The 16,644-nt window shown below is 68.5% G+C and carries 17 protein-coding genes; 16 read left to right on the top strand and 1 reads right to left on the bottom strand.

The genetic code is table 11. From position 1 onward, the window contains the following. Position 1: 1 nt before the first annotated feature. The 15 genes from ACWYRN_RS19865 (at position 2) to ACWYRN_RS19935 (ending at position 14,907) form a co-directional block, all read left to right on the top strand. Positions 2–1,243, top strand: a complete 1,242-nt coding sequence (locus ACWYRN_RS19865; RefSeq protein ID WP_488689379.1) for a type II secretion system F family protein — start codon at positions 2–4, stop codon at positions 1,241–1,243. Next, positions 1,240–1,809 (top strand): type II secretion system protein, encoded by a 570-nt coding sequence (locus ACWYRN_RS19870; RefSeq protein ID WP_488689381.1) that lies wholly within the window; start codon positions 1,240–1,242, stop codon positions 1,807–1,809. Before ACWYRN_RS19865 ends, ACWYRN_RS19870 begins: the two co-directional genes overlap by 4 nt. A 52-nt stretch (positions 1,810–1,861) precedes the next feature. Continuing rightward, a complete protein-coding gene (locus ACWYRN_RS19875; protein ID WP_488689382.1) occupies positions 1,862–2,404 on the top strand; it encodes a type IV pilin protein in 543 nt (180 codons plus the stop codon). Positions 2,405–2,440: 36 nt separating this feature from the next. Beyond that, on the top strand, positions 2,441–3,004 hold the full coding sequence (locus tag ACWYRN_RS19880; protein ID WP_488689383.1) for a pilus assembly FimT family protein: 564 nt from the start codon (positions 2,441–2,443) through the stop codon (positions 3,002–3,004). Further along, entirely contained in the window at positions 2,994–3,596 is a 603-nt protein-coding gene (locus ACWYRN_RS19885; RefSeq protein ID WP_488689384.1) for a type IV pilus modification PilV family protein, read from the top strand. The genes ACWYRN_RS19880 and ACWYRN_RS19885 overlap by 11 nt, the downstream gene beginning before the upstream one ends. Further along, the gene (locus ACWYRN_RS19890) at positions 3,596–4,468 is read left to right on the top strand and encodes a prepilin-type N-terminal cleavage/methylation domain-containing protein (protein ID WP_488689385.1); all 873 of its coding nucleotides are present in this window, start codon (positions 3,596–3,598) and stop codon (positions 4,466–4,468) included. Before ACWYRN_RS19885 ends, ACWYRN_RS19890 begins: the two co-directional genes overlap by 1 nt. Beyond that, positions 4,465–4,944 carry an agglutinin biogenesis protein MshP gene (locus ACWYRN_RS19895; RefSeq protein ID WP_488689386.1) on the top strand — a complete coding sequence of 160 codons (480 nt, stop codon included), beginning with the start codon at positions 4,465–4,467 and terminating at the stop codon, positions 4,942–4,944. Before ACWYRN_RS19890 ends, ACWYRN_RS19895 begins: the two co-directional genes overlap by 4 nt. Then, positions 4,941–8,087 (top strand): hypothetical protein, encoded by a 3,147-nt coding sequence (locus ACWYRN_RS19900; RefSeq protein ID WP_488689388.1) that lies wholly within the window; start codon positions 4,941–4,943, stop codon positions 8,085–8,087. Before ACWYRN_RS19895 ends, ACWYRN_RS19900 begins: the two co-directional genes overlap by 4 nt. Positions 8,088–8,396: 309 nt before the next feature. Beyond that, on the top strand, positions 8,397–9,338 hold the full coding sequence (gene pilM, locus ACWYRN_RS19905; RefSeq protein ID WP_488689389.1) for a type IV pilus biogenesis protein PilM: 942 nt from the start codon (positions 8,397–8,399) through the stop codon (positions 9,336–9,338). After that, positions 9,335–9,997 carry a PilN domain-containing protein gene (locus ACWYRN_RS19910; RefSeq protein WP_488689390.1) on the top strand — a complete coding sequence of 221 codons (663 nt, stop codon included), beginning with the start codon at positions 9,335–9,337 and terminating at the stop codon, positions 9,995–9,997. Before pilM ends, ACWYRN_RS19910 begins: the two co-directional genes overlap by 4 nt. Beyond that, positions 9,994–10,704 carry a hypothetical protein gene (locus tag ACWYRN_RS19915; protein WP_488689391.1) on the top strand — a complete coding sequence of 237 codons (711 nt, stop codon included), beginning with the start codon at positions 9,994–9,996 and terminating at the stop codon, positions 10,702–10,704. Before ACWYRN_RS19910 ends, ACWYRN_RS19915 begins: the two co-directional genes overlap by 4 nt. After that, entirely contained in the window at positions 10,689–11,084 is a 396-nt protein-coding gene (locus ACWYRN_RS19920; RefSeq protein WP_488689392.1) for a hypothetical protein, read from the top strand. The genes ACWYRN_RS19915 and ACWYRN_RS19920 overlap by 16 nt, the downstream gene beginning before the upstream one ends. A 12-nt stretch (positions 11,085–11,096) precedes the next feature. Beyond that, on the top strand, positions 11,097–12,893 hold the full coding sequence (gene mshL / locus ACWYRN_RS19925) for a pilus (MSHA type) biogenesis protein MshL (protein ID WP_488689393.1): 1,797 nt from the start codon (positions 11,097–11,099) through the stop codon (positions 12,891–12,893). Continuing rightward, positions 12,893–13,783 (top strand): ExeA family protein, encoded by an 891-nt coding sequence (locus ACWYRN_RS19930; RefSeq protein ID WP_488689394.1) that lies wholly within the window; start codon positions 12,893–12,895, stop codon positions 13,781–13,783. The genes mshL and ACWYRN_RS19930 overlap by 1 nt, the downstream gene beginning before the upstream one ends. Further along, positions 13,780–14,907, top strand: a complete 1,128-nt coding sequence (locus ACWYRN_RS19935) for a tetratricopeptide repeat protein (RefSeq protein ID WP_488689395.1) — start codon at positions 13,780–13,782, stop codon at positions 14,905–14,907. The genes ACWYRN_RS19930 and ACWYRN_RS19935 overlap by 4 nt, the downstream gene beginning before the upstream one ends. Here ACWYRN_RS19935 and ACWYRN_RS19940 read toward each other — a convergent pair. Further along, a complete protein-coding gene (locus ACWYRN_RS19940) occupies positions 14,904–15,785 on the bottom strand; it encodes a LysR substrate-binding domain-containing protein (protein ID WP_488692851.1) in 882 nt (293 codons plus the stop codon). The two genes, ACWYRN_RS19935 and ACWYRN_RS19940, sit on opposite strands and share 4 nt — an antisense overlap. Positions 15,786–15,873: 88 nt before the next feature. On the opposite strand from ACWYRN_RS19940, the gene ACWYRN_RS19945 reads away from it, so the two are divergent. After that, the gene (locus ACWYRN_RS19945; RefSeq protein WP_488689396.1) at positions 15,874–16,641 is read left to right on the top strand and encodes a sulfite exporter TauE/SafE family protein; all 768 of its coding nucleotides are present in this window, start codon (positions 15,874–15,876) and stop codon (positions 16,639–16,641) included. Positions 16,642–16,644: the final 3 nt, after the last annotated feature.

Below are 16,644 nucleotides of genomic sequence, written 5' to 3' on the forward strand. Positions count from 1 at the left end.
GTTGCCCTTCTATGCCTACAAGGGCCGCAACACGCGCGGCGAACTGATGCAGGGCGTGCTGGAAGCGGCCGACAGCGGGGCGGTCGCCGACCAGCTGTTCGGCACCGGCGTCACGCCGGTCGAGATCGTGCCGACCACGCGCAAGGCCACCAGTAACAGCGGTGCGCCCGATAGCTGGTGGGGCCGCCTGCGCGAGAAGCCGGTGCGCTCGATGGACGTGCAGCTGTTCAGCCGCCAGATGCACACGCTGCTGAAGTCCGGCGTGCCGATCATGCGCGGCCTGGGCGGCCTGCAGGAGTCCGCCACCAGCCCCGCCTTCGGTCGCGTGATCAAGGACCTGCGCGAGTCGCTCGACTCGGGGCGCGAGCTGTCCGCCGCCATGCGGCGCCACCCGGAAGCGTTTTCCACCTTCTACCTGTCGATGGTGCGCGTGGGCGAGATGACCGGGCGCCTGGAAGAAGTCTTCCTGCGCCTGTTCGACCACCTCGAATTCGACCGCGACATGAAGGACCGCGTGAAGACGGCGCTGCGCTATCCGAGCTTCGTGGTGATCGCCATGGTGATCGCGATGATCATCGTGAACCTGTTCGTGATCCCGGCCTTTGCCAGGGTGTTCGAGAGCCTGCACACCGAGCTGCCGCTGATGACGCGCATCCTGATGGCGACCTCGCGCTTCACGCTCGACTACTGGCCGCTGCTGCTGGCGCTCGCCATCGGCGGCTTCTTCGGTTTCCGCGCCTGGGCCGGCTCGGTCAAAGGGCGCTACGACTGGGACCGCTACAAGCTGCGCCTGCCGATTGCCGGCAAGATCATCCATAAATCGACGATGTCGCGTTTTGCGCGCAGCTTTTCGCTGTCGATGCGCTCGGGCGTGCCGGTGGTGCAGGCCCTGACCGTGGTGGCCCAGACCGCCGACAACGCGTATCTTGCCGCGCGCATCGAGCAGATGCGCGACGGCGTCGAGCGCGGCGAAAGCATCCTGCGCACCTCGACCGCCGCCAACGTGTTCACGCCCATCGTGCTGCAGATGATCGCGGTCGGCGAGGAAACCGGCTCGCTCGACGATTTGATGGACGAGATCGCGCTGATGTACGAGCGCGAGGTCGACTACGAACTAAAGACACTGTCGGCCCAGATCGAGCCGATCCTGATCACCTTCCTCGGCGTGATGGTCCTGGTCATGGCGCTCGGGATCTTCCTGCCGATCTGGGACCTGGGGCAAGCCGCCCTGCACCGGCAATGAGCGCGGGTCGGCACGCCGGCATGGCGCAGGCGCGGCGCAGGGGCGCGCCATGCACAGTGGGCGGCTTCGCGCTGCTGGAACTGGCCGTTGCGGCTGTCGTATTCAGCCTGGTGGCCGGCGTGTTGCTGAATCGCCTCGTTCCCTACATCGGCGAATCGGAACACGTTGCGGCGAAACAACTCATCAGTTCGCTGCGAACGGCCCTGGCCGTGCGCTCGGCAAGGGCAGTGGCGCAGGGCGGGCGGGGTGGTTTGTTGAGCGTCGCACAAGAAAACCCCATGGATTGGTTGGTAGAACGACCAAAAAACTACCTTGGTGAATATTATTCTCCCAACGAATCGGCACTTCGGAAGGGAAATTGGTACTTCGATAAGGCGAATTCGACCCTGGTTTATCTATCGGCATCATCGGAAAGTTTTTCTGCTGAAACACCGAAATTTCTCAGGTTCAAGGTAGAATTGTTTCGCGTGCCCAATCCGGTTAAATCAGAAATACGGAGCGAGGTCACCGAAGGCCTGGACCGGGTCAACATCGACAGCCAGCCGGCCGCTGCAGCAATGAAATAAGCAGCTTTATACCAGCGGTTCCCCCGCACTTTTTTAACTCGGAGAAAACGTAATGAACAAGAGCATCAAATCGGCCCAAGGCGGCTTCACCCTGATCGAACTGATCGTCGTGATCGTCATCCTCGGCATCCTGGCTGCCACCGCACTGCCGCGCTTCACCAACCTGAGCGGCGACGCCCGCGTGGCCAGCCTGAACGCGGCGCGCGGCGCGCTGAGCGCAACTGCCGCCATGACCCATGGCCGTCATCTGGTGAATCCGATCGAAATTCAGAACGTCGAAGGCGCCAACGTTACCATGAGCATGGCCACGGGTTACCCGACGGTCCTTGCCGCCACCGCTGCTGGCAGCACCGTCGATGCATCGGTCGCGGGCCTGATGCAGGCCGCCGGCCTGGCGCAAGACTACGTGGCTTACACCGCAGGTGGCGCGAACCGCCCTGCGTTCACTACCGGTACGATCAACATCGTCCCGCGTAACATCGACGGCACCGCAACCGCGGCAACCTGCTTCCTGACCTACACCCCGGCCACCGCGGCCAACCCCGTGCCGCGCATCGAACTGGGCGCCAACGTCAACGCTGCAAGCTGCCAGTAATTCCGTAGGGCGGCCGTGGCTGGCGTGCATGTCAACTTGAACCGTGCAGCCAGCCACGGCTGCAACCCCCATCGCCGGCTCGGCGGCCACCATGGCTTCACCATGGTGGAACTCATCATCGTGATCGTCCTCGTCGGCATCCTGTCGGCGCTGGCGATCACGCGCTTTTTCGACCGCACGGTGTACGACACCGAAACCGCCACCGAGCAGCTGCGCAACATCCTGCGCTACGGCCAGAAGACCGCCATCGCCCAGCACCGCAACGTGTTCGTGGTCCTCGGCCCGAACAGCGCGGGCCTGTGCTTCGCCAACGAGAATCCCTGCAGCGTGCCGAACCAGGTCCTGGCCCCGTCCGGCCAGAACAGCGACTCGGCCGCCACGCGCGCCGCCTGCAATTCGCGTACCTGGATGTGCGAAGGACGGCCCGCCAGCATCACGGCCGGAGCCAACCCCGCCATCACTTTCTTCGGCTTCAATTCGCTCGGCCAGCCCTTCAACAACCCGAACGCCGCGGCCTTTGGCGGCCTGACCTTCACCCTGTCCGGCGGCGGCAACACCCGTACCGTCAGCGTCGCCCCGGAGACCGGCTATGTCTTCTGAGGCCCGCTTTCATTGCCGCCAGCGCGGCGTGACCCTGGTCGAGCTGATCATGTTCATCGTGATCGTCTCGGTGGCGCTGGCCAGCATCATCGCCGTCATGCGCATCACCACCGCCAACAGCGCCGACCCGCTGCGCCGCAAGCAGGCGCTGATGATCGCCGAGGGCCTGTTGGAAGAAGTGCGCTCGGCCGGCTTCACGCTGTGCGACCCGAGCTCGGCCGACTTCGATACCCAGACCGATCCGACCCAATGCGCGGTGCGCGAGAACTGGGGGCAGGTGGCGCCGGAACCCGTGAATCCGCGCCCCTTCGACAACGTCAACGACTACGTGACCGAGCCGAACGTGGCGGTCAACGCCTTCAACAACGCGGCCGGCGTCCTGACCGACGTGTCGGGCCAGCCGATCGGCGTGGACGGCTACACGGCCACGCTCACGGTCTCGCCGGCCCAGCTGGGCGGCTACGGCGTCGCCAGCGGCTCCGCCGCCAACACGCCGGTGCTGCGCATCCGCGTCACGGTCGCCTTTGGCGGCGACGCGCCAGTGGTGCTGGACGCCTACCGCATGCGCTACGCGCGCCCGGGGTTCCAGTGATGCGCGGCGCGCACGCGCTTGCCGCCCAGCGCGGCTTCACCCTGGTCGAGGCGGTCATCGTGATCGTCATCATCGGCATCCTGGGGGCGATCGTCGCGGTCTTCATCCGCGCCCCGATCCAGGGTTACGTCGACGCCGTGGCACGCGCCGAGGCCACCGACGAGGCCGACCTGGCGCTGCGCCGCATGGCGCGCGACATCCGCCTGGCGCTGCCCAACAGCGTGCGGGTGAACGCGGCCGGCAGCGCCATCGAATTCCTGCTTACCCGCACCGGCGGACGCTACCTGGCGGCCGAGGACGAGGCCCAGGGCGGCACGCCGCTGTCGTTTACCGACACCGGCGCGGCCGGCCGCAGCTTTACCGTCGTCGGGCGCCTGGCGGCGAACATCGAGCGCGGCAACCTGATCGCCGTGTTCAACCTCGGCCTGCCCGGCGCCGACGCCTACGAAAACCCGAGCCCGACCATGTCGGTGGTGGCAAACGGCGCCGCCGCCGGCGCCGAGAATGCCCTGGTCACGCTGGAGCGAAACCGCTTTGCCGACCAGCCGGTGCCGATGCCCTCGCCGGATGCGCGCTTCCAGGTGGTGGAGGGGCCGGTGTCGTATGTGTGCGAGGCGGCGCCGGGCGGCGGCTTCATGCTGCGCCGCTATGCCGGGTATGCGATCAATGCCGCCATGACGGTGCCGCCCGCCGGCGTCCAGCCCGCGATGCTGGCCGCGCGCGTGGCCACCTGCGCCAATCTGTTCCGCAACGAGACCGCCGCCTCCAGCCGTGCCGGACTGGTGGTGATGTCGCTGTCGCTGCGCACCCGTAACATCGCCGACCCCGCCGTGCGCCTCGTGCACCAGGTTCGCGTGGACAATACGCCATGATGCAGCAAACGACGCCAGTTCCTTCGCGCCGCCGCGCTGCCGGCGCCGGTCTCGTGACCGCGATCTTCCTGCTGGTGGTGCTGGCCGGCCTGGCCACGGCCATGGTCTCGATCTTCGGCGCCCAGCGCCAGTCCGGCGCGCTCGACGAGCAGGGCGCGCGCGCCTACCAGGCCGCCCGCGCCGGCGTGGAGTGGGCCGTGTTCCGCCGCTCCACCGAAGGCGCCGCCTATTGCCCGCCCGGCAGCGCAGCGGCCAGCCGCACCGATTCGTTCGCGCTGCCGGCCGGCTCGACCATGGCCGGCTTCGTGGTGACCGTGGTCTGCACCATGACGCCGGGGCCGGTCTCGGACAATCCGAACATCGACCTGAGCCGCTGGACCATCCGCGCCACCGCCTGCACCACGGGCGGCAATGCCTGCCCGGCCCCGACCAACAGCCGCGACTACGTCGAGCGCGTGATCGAGGTGCAACTGTGAGGGCGGTGCGGGTTGGCCTGCTGTCCAGGGCGGGCATGGTGCTGGGGATGCTGCTGGCCATGCTGCTGGCCCTGCCGGCCCCCGCGCGCGCCGATACGGCGATGGCGCTGACCCAGACCTTCAATGGCGCCATCAATTTCACCGGCACCCAGGCCACGATCCGTTCCAACAGCAACAGCAGGGATGCCTGCTCGGTGTATGGCTCGACCACCAACCGCAGCGCCATGCTGACCATGCCGTCCGGCGCCACGGTGCTGTCGGCCCAGCTCTACTGGGCCGGTTCCGGCAACAGCGCCGACAACAGTGTCGTCCTGGAGGGCAAGACGGTCACCGCGACGCGCAAGTATTCGTCGACCACGGTCGGCAACGGCCTGAATTTCTTCGGCGGTGCCGCCGACGTCACCGACATCGTCAAGGCCAAGGGCAGCGGCAGCTATACCTTCTCCGGCCTGACGGTATCGACCGGCAGCCCCTGGTGCGCGTCGCAGGCCGTGCTGGGCGGCTTTTCGCTGCTGGTGGTGTACGGGCATCCGAACGAGGAAGAGCGCATCCTGAACCTGTACGAAGGCTTCCGCTACCTGCAGAACAGCGAGTACACGGTCACCGCGACCAACTTCCGCTGGCCCACGCCGTGGCTGCCGACGCGCGAGAAGGCGCGCATCGGCTACATCAGCTGGGAGGGCGACGCCAGCCTGCTGTCCGACGGCGAAGCCCTGATCTTCGAAGGCAGGGAGCTGAGCGACGACATGAACCCGGCCGGCAACCAGTTCAACTCGAAGAGCAGCGTCAACCGCGACCCTTACTCCTACGGCATCGACTTCGACGTCTACGATACCGAGGTGGTGCAGTGGATCTTCTACGCGCCGACCGTGACCACCACCTACCGCGCCGGCCAGGACCTGGTGCTGCTGAACGCCGAGATCCTGGTGGTGCCGACGCTGCCAGTGTCCGATTTGTCGATCGCGATGACGCGCGCCGCCGGTGCGCTGCAGGTCGGCGGCAAGGCCACCTATACGCTGCAGGTGACCAACAACGGCCCCTACACCGAGGCCGGGCCGGTAACGGTGGTCGACACCCTGCCGGCCGGCATGAGCTATGTATCCGCCAGCGGCACCAACTGGACCTGCTCCAGCAGCGGCCAGGTCGTGACCTGCACCTACAGGGCCTCGATGGCGCCGAACACGAATGCGTCGCCGCTGGTCCTGACGGCGAGCGTGACCCAGGCGGGCAGCCTGACCAACACCGCCCAGGTGAGCGGCACCACGGACAACAACGCCAGCAACAACACGGCCAGCGATACCGCGACCGCCACCGCGCCGGTGGTGTCGGCTTCGGGCTACCGCTTTACCTCAAAGGCGTGCGACGCGAACGCGCTCATCGATACCCCGGCCTGCCCCTTGTACGATGCGACGATGACGGGCGGCGCCAGCGCCGCCATCTACGTGACGGCGGTGAGCGGCAACCGGGCGATCGCCCTCAGCAGCACCCAGGAAACGACGGTGCCGATGCAGTTCAGCCTGAGCTGCCTGGACCCGGCGAGCGGCACGGTGGGCGCCAGCTATGCCGGTGCCACGCTGCCCGTGTGTACGCCAAACGGGGCGGTGCCGCCCGTCACGGCGGCTTCTTCCTGGTCGAGTTCGGTCAACATGAAGTTCGCGTCAGGCAAGGCCTCCGCTGCCATCAACACGGCCGGCGCCGCCATCCCGCCGCAGGCCGTGTTCGGCTATGCCGACGTCGGCAGCGTGCATCTGAACCTGCTGGCCGCGGGCAAGACGGCGGCCACGGAGCCGTTCGTGGCACGGCCCCTGCGCGTGGAGACGCGTAACATCACCAACGCTGCCGGCGGCGCCAATCCGAAGGTGAACAATCCCGACGGGACGGGTTTTGCCAGGGCGGGTGAAGACTTCAATGTCGAGGTCGTGGCCCTGCTCGCCGACGGCAAGACCGTGGCGCCGGGCTTTGGCAAGGAAAAGACAGTGCCGCAGCTGAACTTCGCCCACACCACGGCGGCCGTTGCCTCGGCGCCCATGGCCGATGCCGGCAAACTCGCCTGGTCGAACCAGTCAAGAAACGGCAACGTGTTCTCCGCCCAGGTGAACTACAGCGAAGTGGGCGCCATCAACCTGGAGCCGGGGCTCGCCGACTACCTGGGCAGCGGCGCGGTCGGCGGCACACCGGTCGTGGTCGGCCGCTTCTATCCGGCTTACTACACCACCACCGTGACGACGCCGCTGGCCTGCCAGGCGGCGATGAACTGCGAGGCGGCGCCGAGCCCGGTGAATGGGGCCGCCTACTCGGGGCAAAACTTCGATGTCGAGGTCAAGGCCTTCAACGCCATCGGCGAGGGCCAGCCGCTGAAGAACTTCACTGGCGCCTGGCGCAAGCCCGTCACGCTGAGCGCGGCGGCGGCAAAGGGCGGCGCGCCAGCCGTCGGCGGCACCCTCGCGGCGATTGCCACCAGCCCCAACCCGGGCGACGCCACGCTGCTGGCGTCGCCGAACTACACGCTGGCCATGCCCTTCGATGCCGACAAGCCGGCGAACACGGCCTGGACGGCGCCGACGGCGGTCTACCTGCGCGCCGAATCGCAAGAGCAGGTAGCCGGCTACGCCACGGCGCAAACGGTGTCGTCGAAGCGCCCGGCGACGATCCCGTCCGAGGAAGATGGCCTAATGATCATCAACGGGCGCCTGAATGTGGGCAGCGCCCAGGGCGCGAATACCCAGCGCACGCCGCTCAGCCTGCAGGCCCAGTACTGGACCGGCAGCGCCTGGGTCAACCACAGCTGGGCCGACGAGGCGGTGCCGCCGCTGGTGAGCATCGCACCGGGCGACGCCGTGTATACCTCGTGCCGGCGCAACCTGAACCGCACCACGGTCGAACCGGCCCGGGATGCCCAGAACGTCGACAACTGCCGTACCGGCAGCACCGGCATCGTGAAGGCCGGCTCGTCCCAGGCCATCAACCTCGGCAACCGCGGCGCCGGCACCTTCTGGCTGGCCGCGCCCGGCGCGGCCAACGTGGGCAGCGTGCTGGTGCAGATGAAGACGCCGTCCTGGCTGCCGAGCACGCGCGGGCGCGTGAGCTTTGCCGCCACCCGGACCTCGACGATCTACCTGCGCGAGCTGTATGGCGTGCAGTAAGAACCTATCCCAGTAGGGATGAGTCGCTTTCGGCGCGCCTGGCAAGCGGGGGCGGCGTTGCTCGTCGTTGCATGGCTAGCCATGCGGCCTCCTCGCGCCTTGCCCGCGCTCGCCATGCATCGCCGCCAGCTTCCTCCTCCCTACTGGGATAGGTTCTAAGCGGGGCGACAGGCAAGCGCCGGCGTGGCGCAGCGAGGCAGGTGGCAATGAATTGTGTCGCTTTGTTTTCGTACTTGAATATAATCAAGGCTTTATTGGCGACACTGTCGGCAGCGCCTGAAGCCCGTGTCAACATCGAACCGGACCCGCATGCGTTTTTTTAGAAGAGCAAAGAAAAGAGAAGGGTGGCTGGCGATCAGCCTGCAGCGCGACGGCATCGCCGCCGTCAGCATGCAGACCGCGCCGGACATCCGTCCGCAGGTGCGCCAGGCGGTGTTTTACCAGGGCAAGGTAACGCCGGAACTGCTGGAAAAGCTGGGCCGCGACCTGCATGCCAACGCCTACCAGTGCAGCACCGTGCTTGCGGCCGGCGAATACCAGATGCTGGCGGTCGACGCGCCGAACGTGGCGGCCGACGAACTGAAGACGGCGGTGCGCTGGCGCCTGAAGGACATGCTCGACTTCCACATCGACGACGCCACCATCGACGTGCTCGACCTGCCGGTCGACGCCGGCGCCGCTACCCGCGCCCAGCACTCGATGTTCGCGGTCGCCGCGCGCAACAGCATCATCGAAGGGCGCCAGAAACTGTTCAGCGGCGCGAAGATCGACATGGCCGTGATCGACATTCCTGAAATGGCGCAGCGGAACATCGCGAAGCTGGTCGAGCCGGCGGGCCGCGGCGTCGCCATGCTCTCGTTCGGCGAAGACGGCGGGCTGCTGACCGTGTCGTACAAGGGCGAGCTGTACCTGACGCGCCGCATCGACATCGCGCTCGAACAACTGCTCGACGCCGACCACGAGCGCAAGCACGCCGGCTTCGACCGCATCACGCTGGAACTGCAACGCTCGCTCGACAACTTCGAGCGCCAGTATTCCTTCATCAGCGTGGCCAGGCTGGTGCTGGCCCCGTCCACCATCGCCGGCCTCGAAGAATACCTGTCGAGCAACCTCTACATGCCGGTCGATACCCTCGACCTGGCCGCGCTCTTCGATTTCGCGCGCGCGCCGGAACTGGCCGACAAGGCCCTGCAGCAGCGCTTCCTGGTACCGCTCGGCGCGGCCCTGCGCCATGAGGAGACGGTGCTGTGAGCCAGCAGATCAACCTGTTCAATCCGATCTTCCTGCAGCAGAAGAAGATCTTCTCGACCCGCACCATGGCCCAGTCCCTGGGCGTGCTGGTGCTGGGGGTGGTGGCGATGGGGCTGTACGGGAGTGCCCGCGTGTCGGCGCTGCAGAAGCAGGCCGACGCCGGCGCCGCCCAGCTGCAGGCGCGCCAGGCGCGGCTGCTGGCCGTGAACGCGGAATTCCCGCCGCGCCAGAAAGACCCCAGCCTAGTCGCGGCGGTGCAGGACGCCGAGCGCCAGCTCGCCACCCTGCGCGAAGTGTCCGGCGTGCTGCAGGGCGGGGAGCTCGGCAACACGCGCGGCTATGCGGAATACTTCCGCGCGCTGGCGCGCCAGCATGTGGACGGCCTGTGGCTGACCGGGCTGACGATCACCGGCGCCGGCACCGACATCGGCGTGCGCGGCCGCGCCCTCGATCCGGAAAGCGTGCCGGGCTTCCTGACCCGCCTGACCCGCGAGCCGGTCATGCAGGGCAAGGGCTTCGGCAGCCTGCAGATTTCGGAAGGGGCGCGCGAGCCGCAGGCCGGCGCGCCGGCGCAGGCGGCGCCTGCTGCCGCATCCGCCGGCCCGGCGCCCTATGTCGAATTCAGCCTGCAATCGAATTCCGAGGCGCCGCGCACATGAAACAACAATGGACCAGGCTGGCCACGCGCGTCGATGCCCTCAGCCTGCGCGAGCGCATCATGGTGTTCGCGGCCTGCGCCGCCGCCATCGTCTTCCTGATGCACTTCTTCGCGCTCGGCCCGCAGCTGCGCAAGCAGGACGCGCTGAACGCCCAGATCACCCAGCAGCAGAACAACATCGAGGGCATCGACAACGAGATCCGCGCGCGCGTGGAAGCGGCCCGGAACGATCCGGACGCGGCGGTGCGCACCCGCCTGGCCGCGGTGCGCCGGGAAACCGAGGAACTGGGCGGGCAGCTGCGCGCGATGCAGAACGGCCTGGTGGCGCCCGAGCGCATGGCGCCGCTGCTCGACAGCATCCTGCGCGCGAACGGCCGCCTGACCCTGGTGTCGGTGCGCACGCTGCCGGTGGAATCGGTGCTCGAAGCGGGCCGCCGCGCGGCAGCCTCGGCGCCCGACGCAGTTCCGGCAGCGGCGCCGGCTGCCCAGGCCCAGCCCGGCAGCGCCGGCCTGCTTTACCGCCACGGCGTGGAAATCACCGTGCGCGGCAACTACCTCGACATGATCGCCTACATGAACGCGCTGGAAGGCTTGCCGACCCAGCTGTTCTGGGGCCGCGCGCAACTCGAGGCGGAAACCTGGCCGGCCTCGCGCCTGACGCTGACCCTGTACACCCTGAGCCTGGACCGCAAATGGATGAAGCTATGAAGCGCGGCTGCCTTGTCGTGTTCGCGCTGGCGCTGGCGGGGGCCTCCTGCCTGCCGGCCGCCGCGCAGGCGCTGCGCGACCCGACCCGGCCACCGGCCCAGCTGATCCCGGGCGGGGCCGGCGCCCGTGCAGCCGCCCCGGCATCGAGCGGGCCGCGGCTGCAATCGGTCCTGATCGCGCGCCAGCCCGGCGGGCGCCACGTGGCCGTGATCGATGGCGAGACGGTGCGCCTCGGCGACAGCTACAAGGGCGCGCGCGTGGCGCGCATGACCCCGAACGAAGTCGAGCTGGTACGCGGGAGCGAACGTCGCGTGCTGAAACTGAATGCGCCTGGAAACGCGCTGCCGGCCGGCGGCATCGAACGCGCCCGCAAGGACTGAACCAAGATGACGATGAACAAACGCACCCTCCATTCCACCTTGCTCGTCGGCGCCGCCTTCCTGGCCGGCTGCCAGGCCACGCCGCCGCACGCCACCTACGACAGCATCAAGCGCGAGGTGGCCAGGGCCAGCGCCGCCGGCGCGCCGGCGCCCGGCACGCCGGCGGCCGGCGATGCCGTCGCCGATGCGCTGCTGCCGCCGGCCGCGACCCTGGCGCGCGAACTGCCGAAGGCGCGCCCGACGCTGGAGGAACGCTTCAACGTCGCCTTCAACAACGTGCCGGCGCAGCAGTTCTTCCGCTCGATCGTGGCCGGCACCCGCTACAACATGGTGGTGCATCCCGAGGTCGACGGCAATATCTCCGCCAACCTGAAGGACGTGACCCTGGCCGAGACCCTGGATGCGATCCGCGACATGTACGGCTACGACTACAGGATCGACGGCACCCGCGTGACGATCCGCCCGCTCACCATGCAGACCCGCATGTTCCGCGTGAACTACCTGGTCGGCAACCGCAGCGGCAGCTCGAACCTGCGCGTGACCTCGACCTCGGTGTCCGATGCCGGCAACAACAACAACGGCAGCAACCAGGGCTCCGGCAACAACAACCAGAACAACCAGAACAACCGCAACAATAACAACAACCCGAACGACCCGAACAGCCAGAACGGCAACGGGGTCCAGAGCAGCGACGTCAACACGGTCTCGAACAACGACTTCTGGCGCGACCTGGCGCTGTCGCTGGAAGCCATCGTCGGCGGCAAGCAGGACGGGCGCAGCCTGGTGGTCAGCCCGCAATCGGGCGTGATCGTGATCCGCGCCATGCCGGAAGAACTGCGCAACGTCGACGCCTACCTGAAGGCGACCCAGCTGTCGGTCGACCGCCAGGTGATTTTGGAAGCGAAGATCCTGGAAGTGGAACTGAACGACCAGTTCCAGAGCGGCATCAACTGGGCCTCGTTCGCCTCGATCAAGAGCTCGCACCCGAACCGCGTCTCCGGCGGCCTGATCTCGCCGGGCACCGGCCTGGCGCCGCTGCCCTACACCGGCGGCCAGCCGCCGGTGATCGCCAACGGCACCGGGCTGTCGGCCAGCACCGGCTTTTCGCTGTCGAACGCGGCGAATGCCGCCGGCTCGCTGTTCGGCCTGGCGGTGCAGACGAATAACTTCGCGGCGCTGATTTCCTTCCTCGAGCAGCAGGGCACGGTGCACGTGCTGTCCAGCCCGCGCATCGCGGCGGTGAACAACCAGAAGGCCGTGCTGAAGATCGGCACCGACGAGTTCTACGTGACCGGCGTGCAGACCAACATCACCAGCAACGCCACCGGCGACACCGTGACCCCGAGCGTTACCCTGCAGCCCTTCTTCTCGGGCGTGGTGCTCGACGTGACGCCGCAGATCGACGACGCCGGCAACATCCTGCTGCACGTGCACCCGTCGGTGAGCCAGGTCAGCACCGTGACCAAGGGCGTGAACCTGGGATCGGCCGGCAACCTGAGCCTGCCGCTGGCGGCATCGAGCACCTCGGAACTGGACAGTATTGTCCGCGGCCAGGACGGCCAGGTGGTGGCCATCGGTGGCCTGATGCGCCAGGCTTCGACCGACGACACCAGCCAGCTGCCGGGCGCCGGCCGCGTGCCGGTGCTGGGCGCGCTGTTCCGCAACAAGAACAAGGTCAACCAGAAGCGCGAGCTGGTGGTGCTGATCAAGCCGACCATCGTCGACAGCGCCAACAGCTGGAACCAGGACCTGCTGGACGCCACGCGCCGCATCGAGCAGCTCGATCCGCGCCAGCTGGAGCGCCGCTGATGTACGAAGCGCATTTCGGCCTGCGCGAGCTGCCGTTCGGGATCACGCCGGACACGAGTTTCTTTTTCGGCAGCCCGCGCTCGCAGGAAGCGCTGAACACCCTGCTGGTCGCCGCGCGGGGCGGCGAAGGCTTCATCAAGATCACGGGCGAGGTCGGTACGGGTAAAACCCTGTTGTGCCGCAAGTTCATGGCAACCCTGGGCGAGGATTTCATCACCGCCTACATCCCGAACCCCTACCTGGAACCGCGCAGCCTGATGCTGGCCCTGGCCGACGAGCTGGAACTGTCGTTTGGACCCGAGGTGGACCAGCACCAGCTGCTGAAAACCATCACGCACCACCTGCTGCGCCTGGCGGGCCAGGACAAGCGCGTGCTGCTGTGCATCGACGAAGCCCAGGCGCTGCCGCTCGAGACCATGGAAGCGCTGCGCCTGCTCACGAACCTGGAAACCGAAAAGCGCAAGCTGCTGCAGATCGTGCTGTTCGGCCAGCCGGAACTGAACCGCAAGCTGGAGAGCGAGTCGATCCGCCAGCTGGCCCAGCGCATCACCTTTCACTACCACCTCGGCCCGCTCGGGCGCGACGACCTCGATTACTATGTGGCGCACCGCCTGCGCGTGGCCGGTTTCGGCGGCGCGCGCCTGTTTTCCGCGTCCGCCATCTCCCGTTTGTACCGCGCCAGCGGCGGCATCCCGCGCCTGGTGAACATCCTCGCGCACAAGGCGCTGATGCTGTGCTACGGCCAGGGACGCCAGCAGGTGACGGCCGCGCACGTGGCCGCCGCTGCCGCGGACACCCTGGCGGCGCGAAGCCGTAGCTGGCCCTGGCTGGCCGGCGTGGGCGCATTGGCCGCGATGGCCGCAGGACTTGCCTGGACCCTTGTACGATGAGCCTGATAAATAAAATGCTGCAGGACCTCGACGCGCGCGGCAGTGCGCGCAGCGCGGACATCGCGTCCGATGTGAAGCCGGTGGCGCCGGAAGCGGCGCTGCGCTCGAAGCGGCGGATTGCCGCTATCACCGCCGGCCTGATCGCCGTGGCGCTGGGCGTGACCGGCTGGATGCTGTTGCCGCTGAAGGGCAAGAGCTTCGATGCCAAGCCGGTGGCGGCCGTGGCGCCGCAGCCCGCGGCACCGGCGTCGGCCCCAGCACCGGCACCGGCACCGGCCGACCCTGCGCCGGTTGCCGTGGCCGAGGTGGCACCCGCGCCCGACACGGCCCCACCCGCCGCCGGCCCTGGGCCGGCGCCGCGCGCAGCCGAACCCGAAGCGGCGCCGCAGCGCAAGCGTGCCGAGGCCGCCGCGCCCGCGACAGCGCAGCGCGCGCCAGCCAGCGCGCGCGGCGACGCGGCCTCGGTCGCGGCCCTGAAGCGCAGGGAAAGCGCCACCGCTTCCGACGCCGAAGCCCCGGCGGCGCCCGCGAACGGCGTCCAGGGCCGCAGCGAAACGACCGTCCAGCGCGCCGACAATACCTACCGCCGCGCCCTGGCCAGCCTGCAGGAAGGCCGCGTCAACGAAGCCATCGCCGGCCTGCAGCAGACCCTGGGCATCAACCCGCGCCACGACGCGGCGCGCCAGACCCTGGTCGGCCTGCTGGTCGAGAACAAGCGCAGCGACGAAGCGGTGCTGGAGCTGCAGGGCGCGCTGGCGCTGGACGCGCGCCAGCCCGCCATGGCGATGCTGCTGGCGCGCCTGCAGATCGAACGCGGCGGCAGCGGCATCGAGACCCTGCTGCGCACGCTGCCCTACGCGAACGGTAATGGCGAATACCACGCCTTCCTGGCCGGCGCCCTGCAGCGCCAGAACCGCCACCGCGAGGCGATCGACGAGTACACCGCCGCGCTGCGCGGCGCGCCGGACAACGGCGTGTGGTGGATGGGCCTGGGCCTGTCGCTGCAGGCTGAGAAGCGCAACGCCGAGGCGGCCGACGCCTGGCGCCGCGCCCAGGCATCGGGAACGCTGTCGGGCGAGCTGCAGGGCTTTGTCGAGCGCAAGCTGCAGCAGGTGGCGCGCTAGCCGGCGTCTTTCATCAGCTGGCGCGCCAGCAGGCCGGCATGCGGCGGCAAGGCCGCGAAGTCGCGCGCGCACAAATACAGCCCGCGCGCGGCCCAGGCTTCGGCCAGCGGCAAAATCGCCAGGTCGCGCCGGATGCCGGCGGCCAGCGCCGCCGACATGATCGATACGCCGATGCCCGCTTCGACATACATGGCCACGTGCTCGCTCGTGCGCAAGCGGATGCGGTAGTCGAGCTGGCGTCCCAGGCGCGCGGCGCGTTCGGCCAGGTGGGTTTCGAGCGCGGTGTCGGCCATGCCCACGATCGGCTCGGACAGGATGTCGGCAAAGGCCACGCCTGCCTGCCGCGCCAGCCGGTGTCCATGGCCTGCCACCACCACCAACTGGTCGCTGGCAATGGGCTGGGTCTGCAGGGCGGTCAGTTCCGTGATGTCGGCCACGACGCCGATGTCGGCGCGCTTGTCGGCCAGGGCCTGGACGATCTCCACGCTGGGCCGCTCGTCGAGGTCGATCGCCAGGTCGGGATGCGCGGCCAGGAAACGGCAGAGCCGCGGCGGCAGGAAGCCGGCCATGGCGGCCGTGTTCGACAGCAGCCGGATGCGGCCCTTCAATCCCGTGGCATAGGTGCGCATCTCGCCGCGCATCTGCTCGACCCCCTCCAGGATGGAGCGTGCGTGCCGCACCAGCGCCTCGCCCGCAGGCGTGGGGCGCACGCCGCGCCGGTTGCGCTCCAGCAGGGGCGCGCCGAGCGCTTCTTCCATGCCTGCGATGCGCGCGCTGACCGAGGCCAGCGCCAGGTGCATCGCGCGGGCGCCGTGGGTCAGGCTGCCGCATTCCACCACGCTCAGGAAGAGCCGCAAATCCACCAGGTCGAACCGCATGTCGATGCTCCTGCCTTCGTCAAAACCGAAGTCTAGCACCGGAATTGCCAGATTGCCTACGGTGCTGGCCACGACTAGGATGGTTGCCATGCACACGATCTTCCTCACCTTTTCCGCGGGCATCCTGGCCGGCGCCATGAATGCGCTGGCCGGCGGCGGTTCCTTCGTCAGCCTGCCGGCCCTGATGATGGCGGGCGTGCCTCCGGTACAGGCGAATACTTCGAGTACGGTGGCCCTGTTCCCGGGCGGGCTGGCGAGCGCCTGGGCCTATCGCGACGGGCTGGGTCCGATCGGCGGCGTGCCGCTGCGCGCGCTGCTGGGGACGACGCTGGCCGGCGGCCTGCTCGGGGCGCTGTTGCTGCTGCATACCCCGGCGACCGCATTCCGTTTCGTGCTGCCCTGGCTGCTGCTGGTGGCGTTGCTGGCCCTGGCCTGCGGCCGGCGCATCGGCGACGCCCTGCGCGCGCGCTGGCGCATCCGCGCGCCTGCCGTGCTGGCTATCCAGTTCGGGCTGGGCGTGTATGGCGGTTATTTCGGCGGTGCGGTCGGCATCATGATGCTCGCGGTCTGGGGCCTGCTCGACCGGCGCGACTTCAAGGGGCTAAACGCGCCGCGCACGCTGCTGGTGAGCGCGGCGAACACCGTGGCCGTGCTGGCCTTCGTGCTGGCCGATGCCGTGCACTGGCCGGCCACCCTGGGCATGCTGGCCGGCGCGCTGGCCGGCGGCTATGGCGGCGCCTGGCTGGGCCGCCGCGCGCCTGCCGACGTGGTGCGCGCCGTCACCTTGCTGGCCACCTCCTGCATCACGGCGGCCTTTTTCGCCAAGACCTACGCACCCGCGCTGCTGGAGCGCTAACCG

The sequence above is a fragment of the Massilia sp. BAP21 genome, from assembly GCF_057801335.1.

What these genes read in the sequence shown, in the direction of transcription:
- ACWYRN_RS19885 (WP_488689384.1), top strand. Translation starts at nt 2,994, where the DNA reads ATGTCTTCTGAGGCCCGCTTTCATTGCCGCCAGCGCGGCGTGACCCTG.
- ACWYRN_RS19930 (WP_488689394.1), top strand. Translation starts at nt 12,893, where the DNA reads ATGTACGAAGCGCATTTCGGCCTGCGCGAGCTGCCGTTCGGGATCACG.
- ACWYRN_RS19935 (WP_488689395.1), top strand. Translation starts at nt 13,780, where the DNA reads ATGAGCCTGATAAATAAAATGCTGCAGGACCTCGACGCGCGCGGCAGT.
- mshL (WP_488689393.1), top strand. Translation starts at nt 11,097, where the DNA reads ATGAACAAACGCACCCTCCATTCCACCTTGCTCGTCGGCGCCGCCTTC.
- ACWYRN_RS19895 (WP_488689386.1), top strand. Translation starts at nt 4,465, where the DNA reads ATGATGCAGCAAACGACGCCAGTTCCTTCGCGCCGCCGCGCTGCCGGC.
- ACWYRN_RS19875 (WP_488689382.1), top strand. Translation starts at nt 1,862, where the DNA reads ATGAACAAGAGCATCAAATCGGCCCAAGGCGGCTTCACCCTGATCGAA.
- ACWYRN_RS19890 (WP_488689385.1), top strand. Translation starts at nt 3,596, where the DNA reads ATGCGCGGCGCGCACGCGCTTGCCGCCCAGCGCGGCTTCACCCTGGTC.
- ACWYRN_RS19920 (WP_488689392.1), top strand. Translation starts at nt 10,689, where the DNA reads ATGGATGAAGCTATGAAGCGCGGCTGCCTTGTCGTGTTCGCGCTGGCG.
- ACWYRN_RS19945 (WP_488689396.1), top strand. Translation starts at nt 15,874, where the DNA reads ATGCACACGATCTTCCTCACCTTTTCCGCGGGCATCCTGGCCGGCGCC.
- ACWYRN_RS19870 (WP_488689381.1), top strand. Translation starts at nt 1,240, where the DNA reads ATGAGCGCGGGTCGGCACGCCGGCATGGCGCAGGCGCGGCGCAGGGGC.
- ACWYRN_RS19940 (WP_488692851.1), bottom strand. Translation starts at nt 15,785, where the DNA reads ATGCGGTTCGACCTGGTGGATTTGCGGCTCTTCCTGAGCGTGGTGGAA.
- ACWYRN_RS19915 (WP_488689391.1), top strand. Translation starts at nt 9,994, where the DNA reads ATGAAACAACAATGGACCAGGCTGGCCACGCGCGTCGATGCCCTCAGC.
- pilM (WP_488689389.1), top strand. Translation starts at nt 8,397, where the DNA reads ATGCGTTTTTTTAGAAGAGCAAAGAAAAGAGAAGGGTGGCTGGCGATC.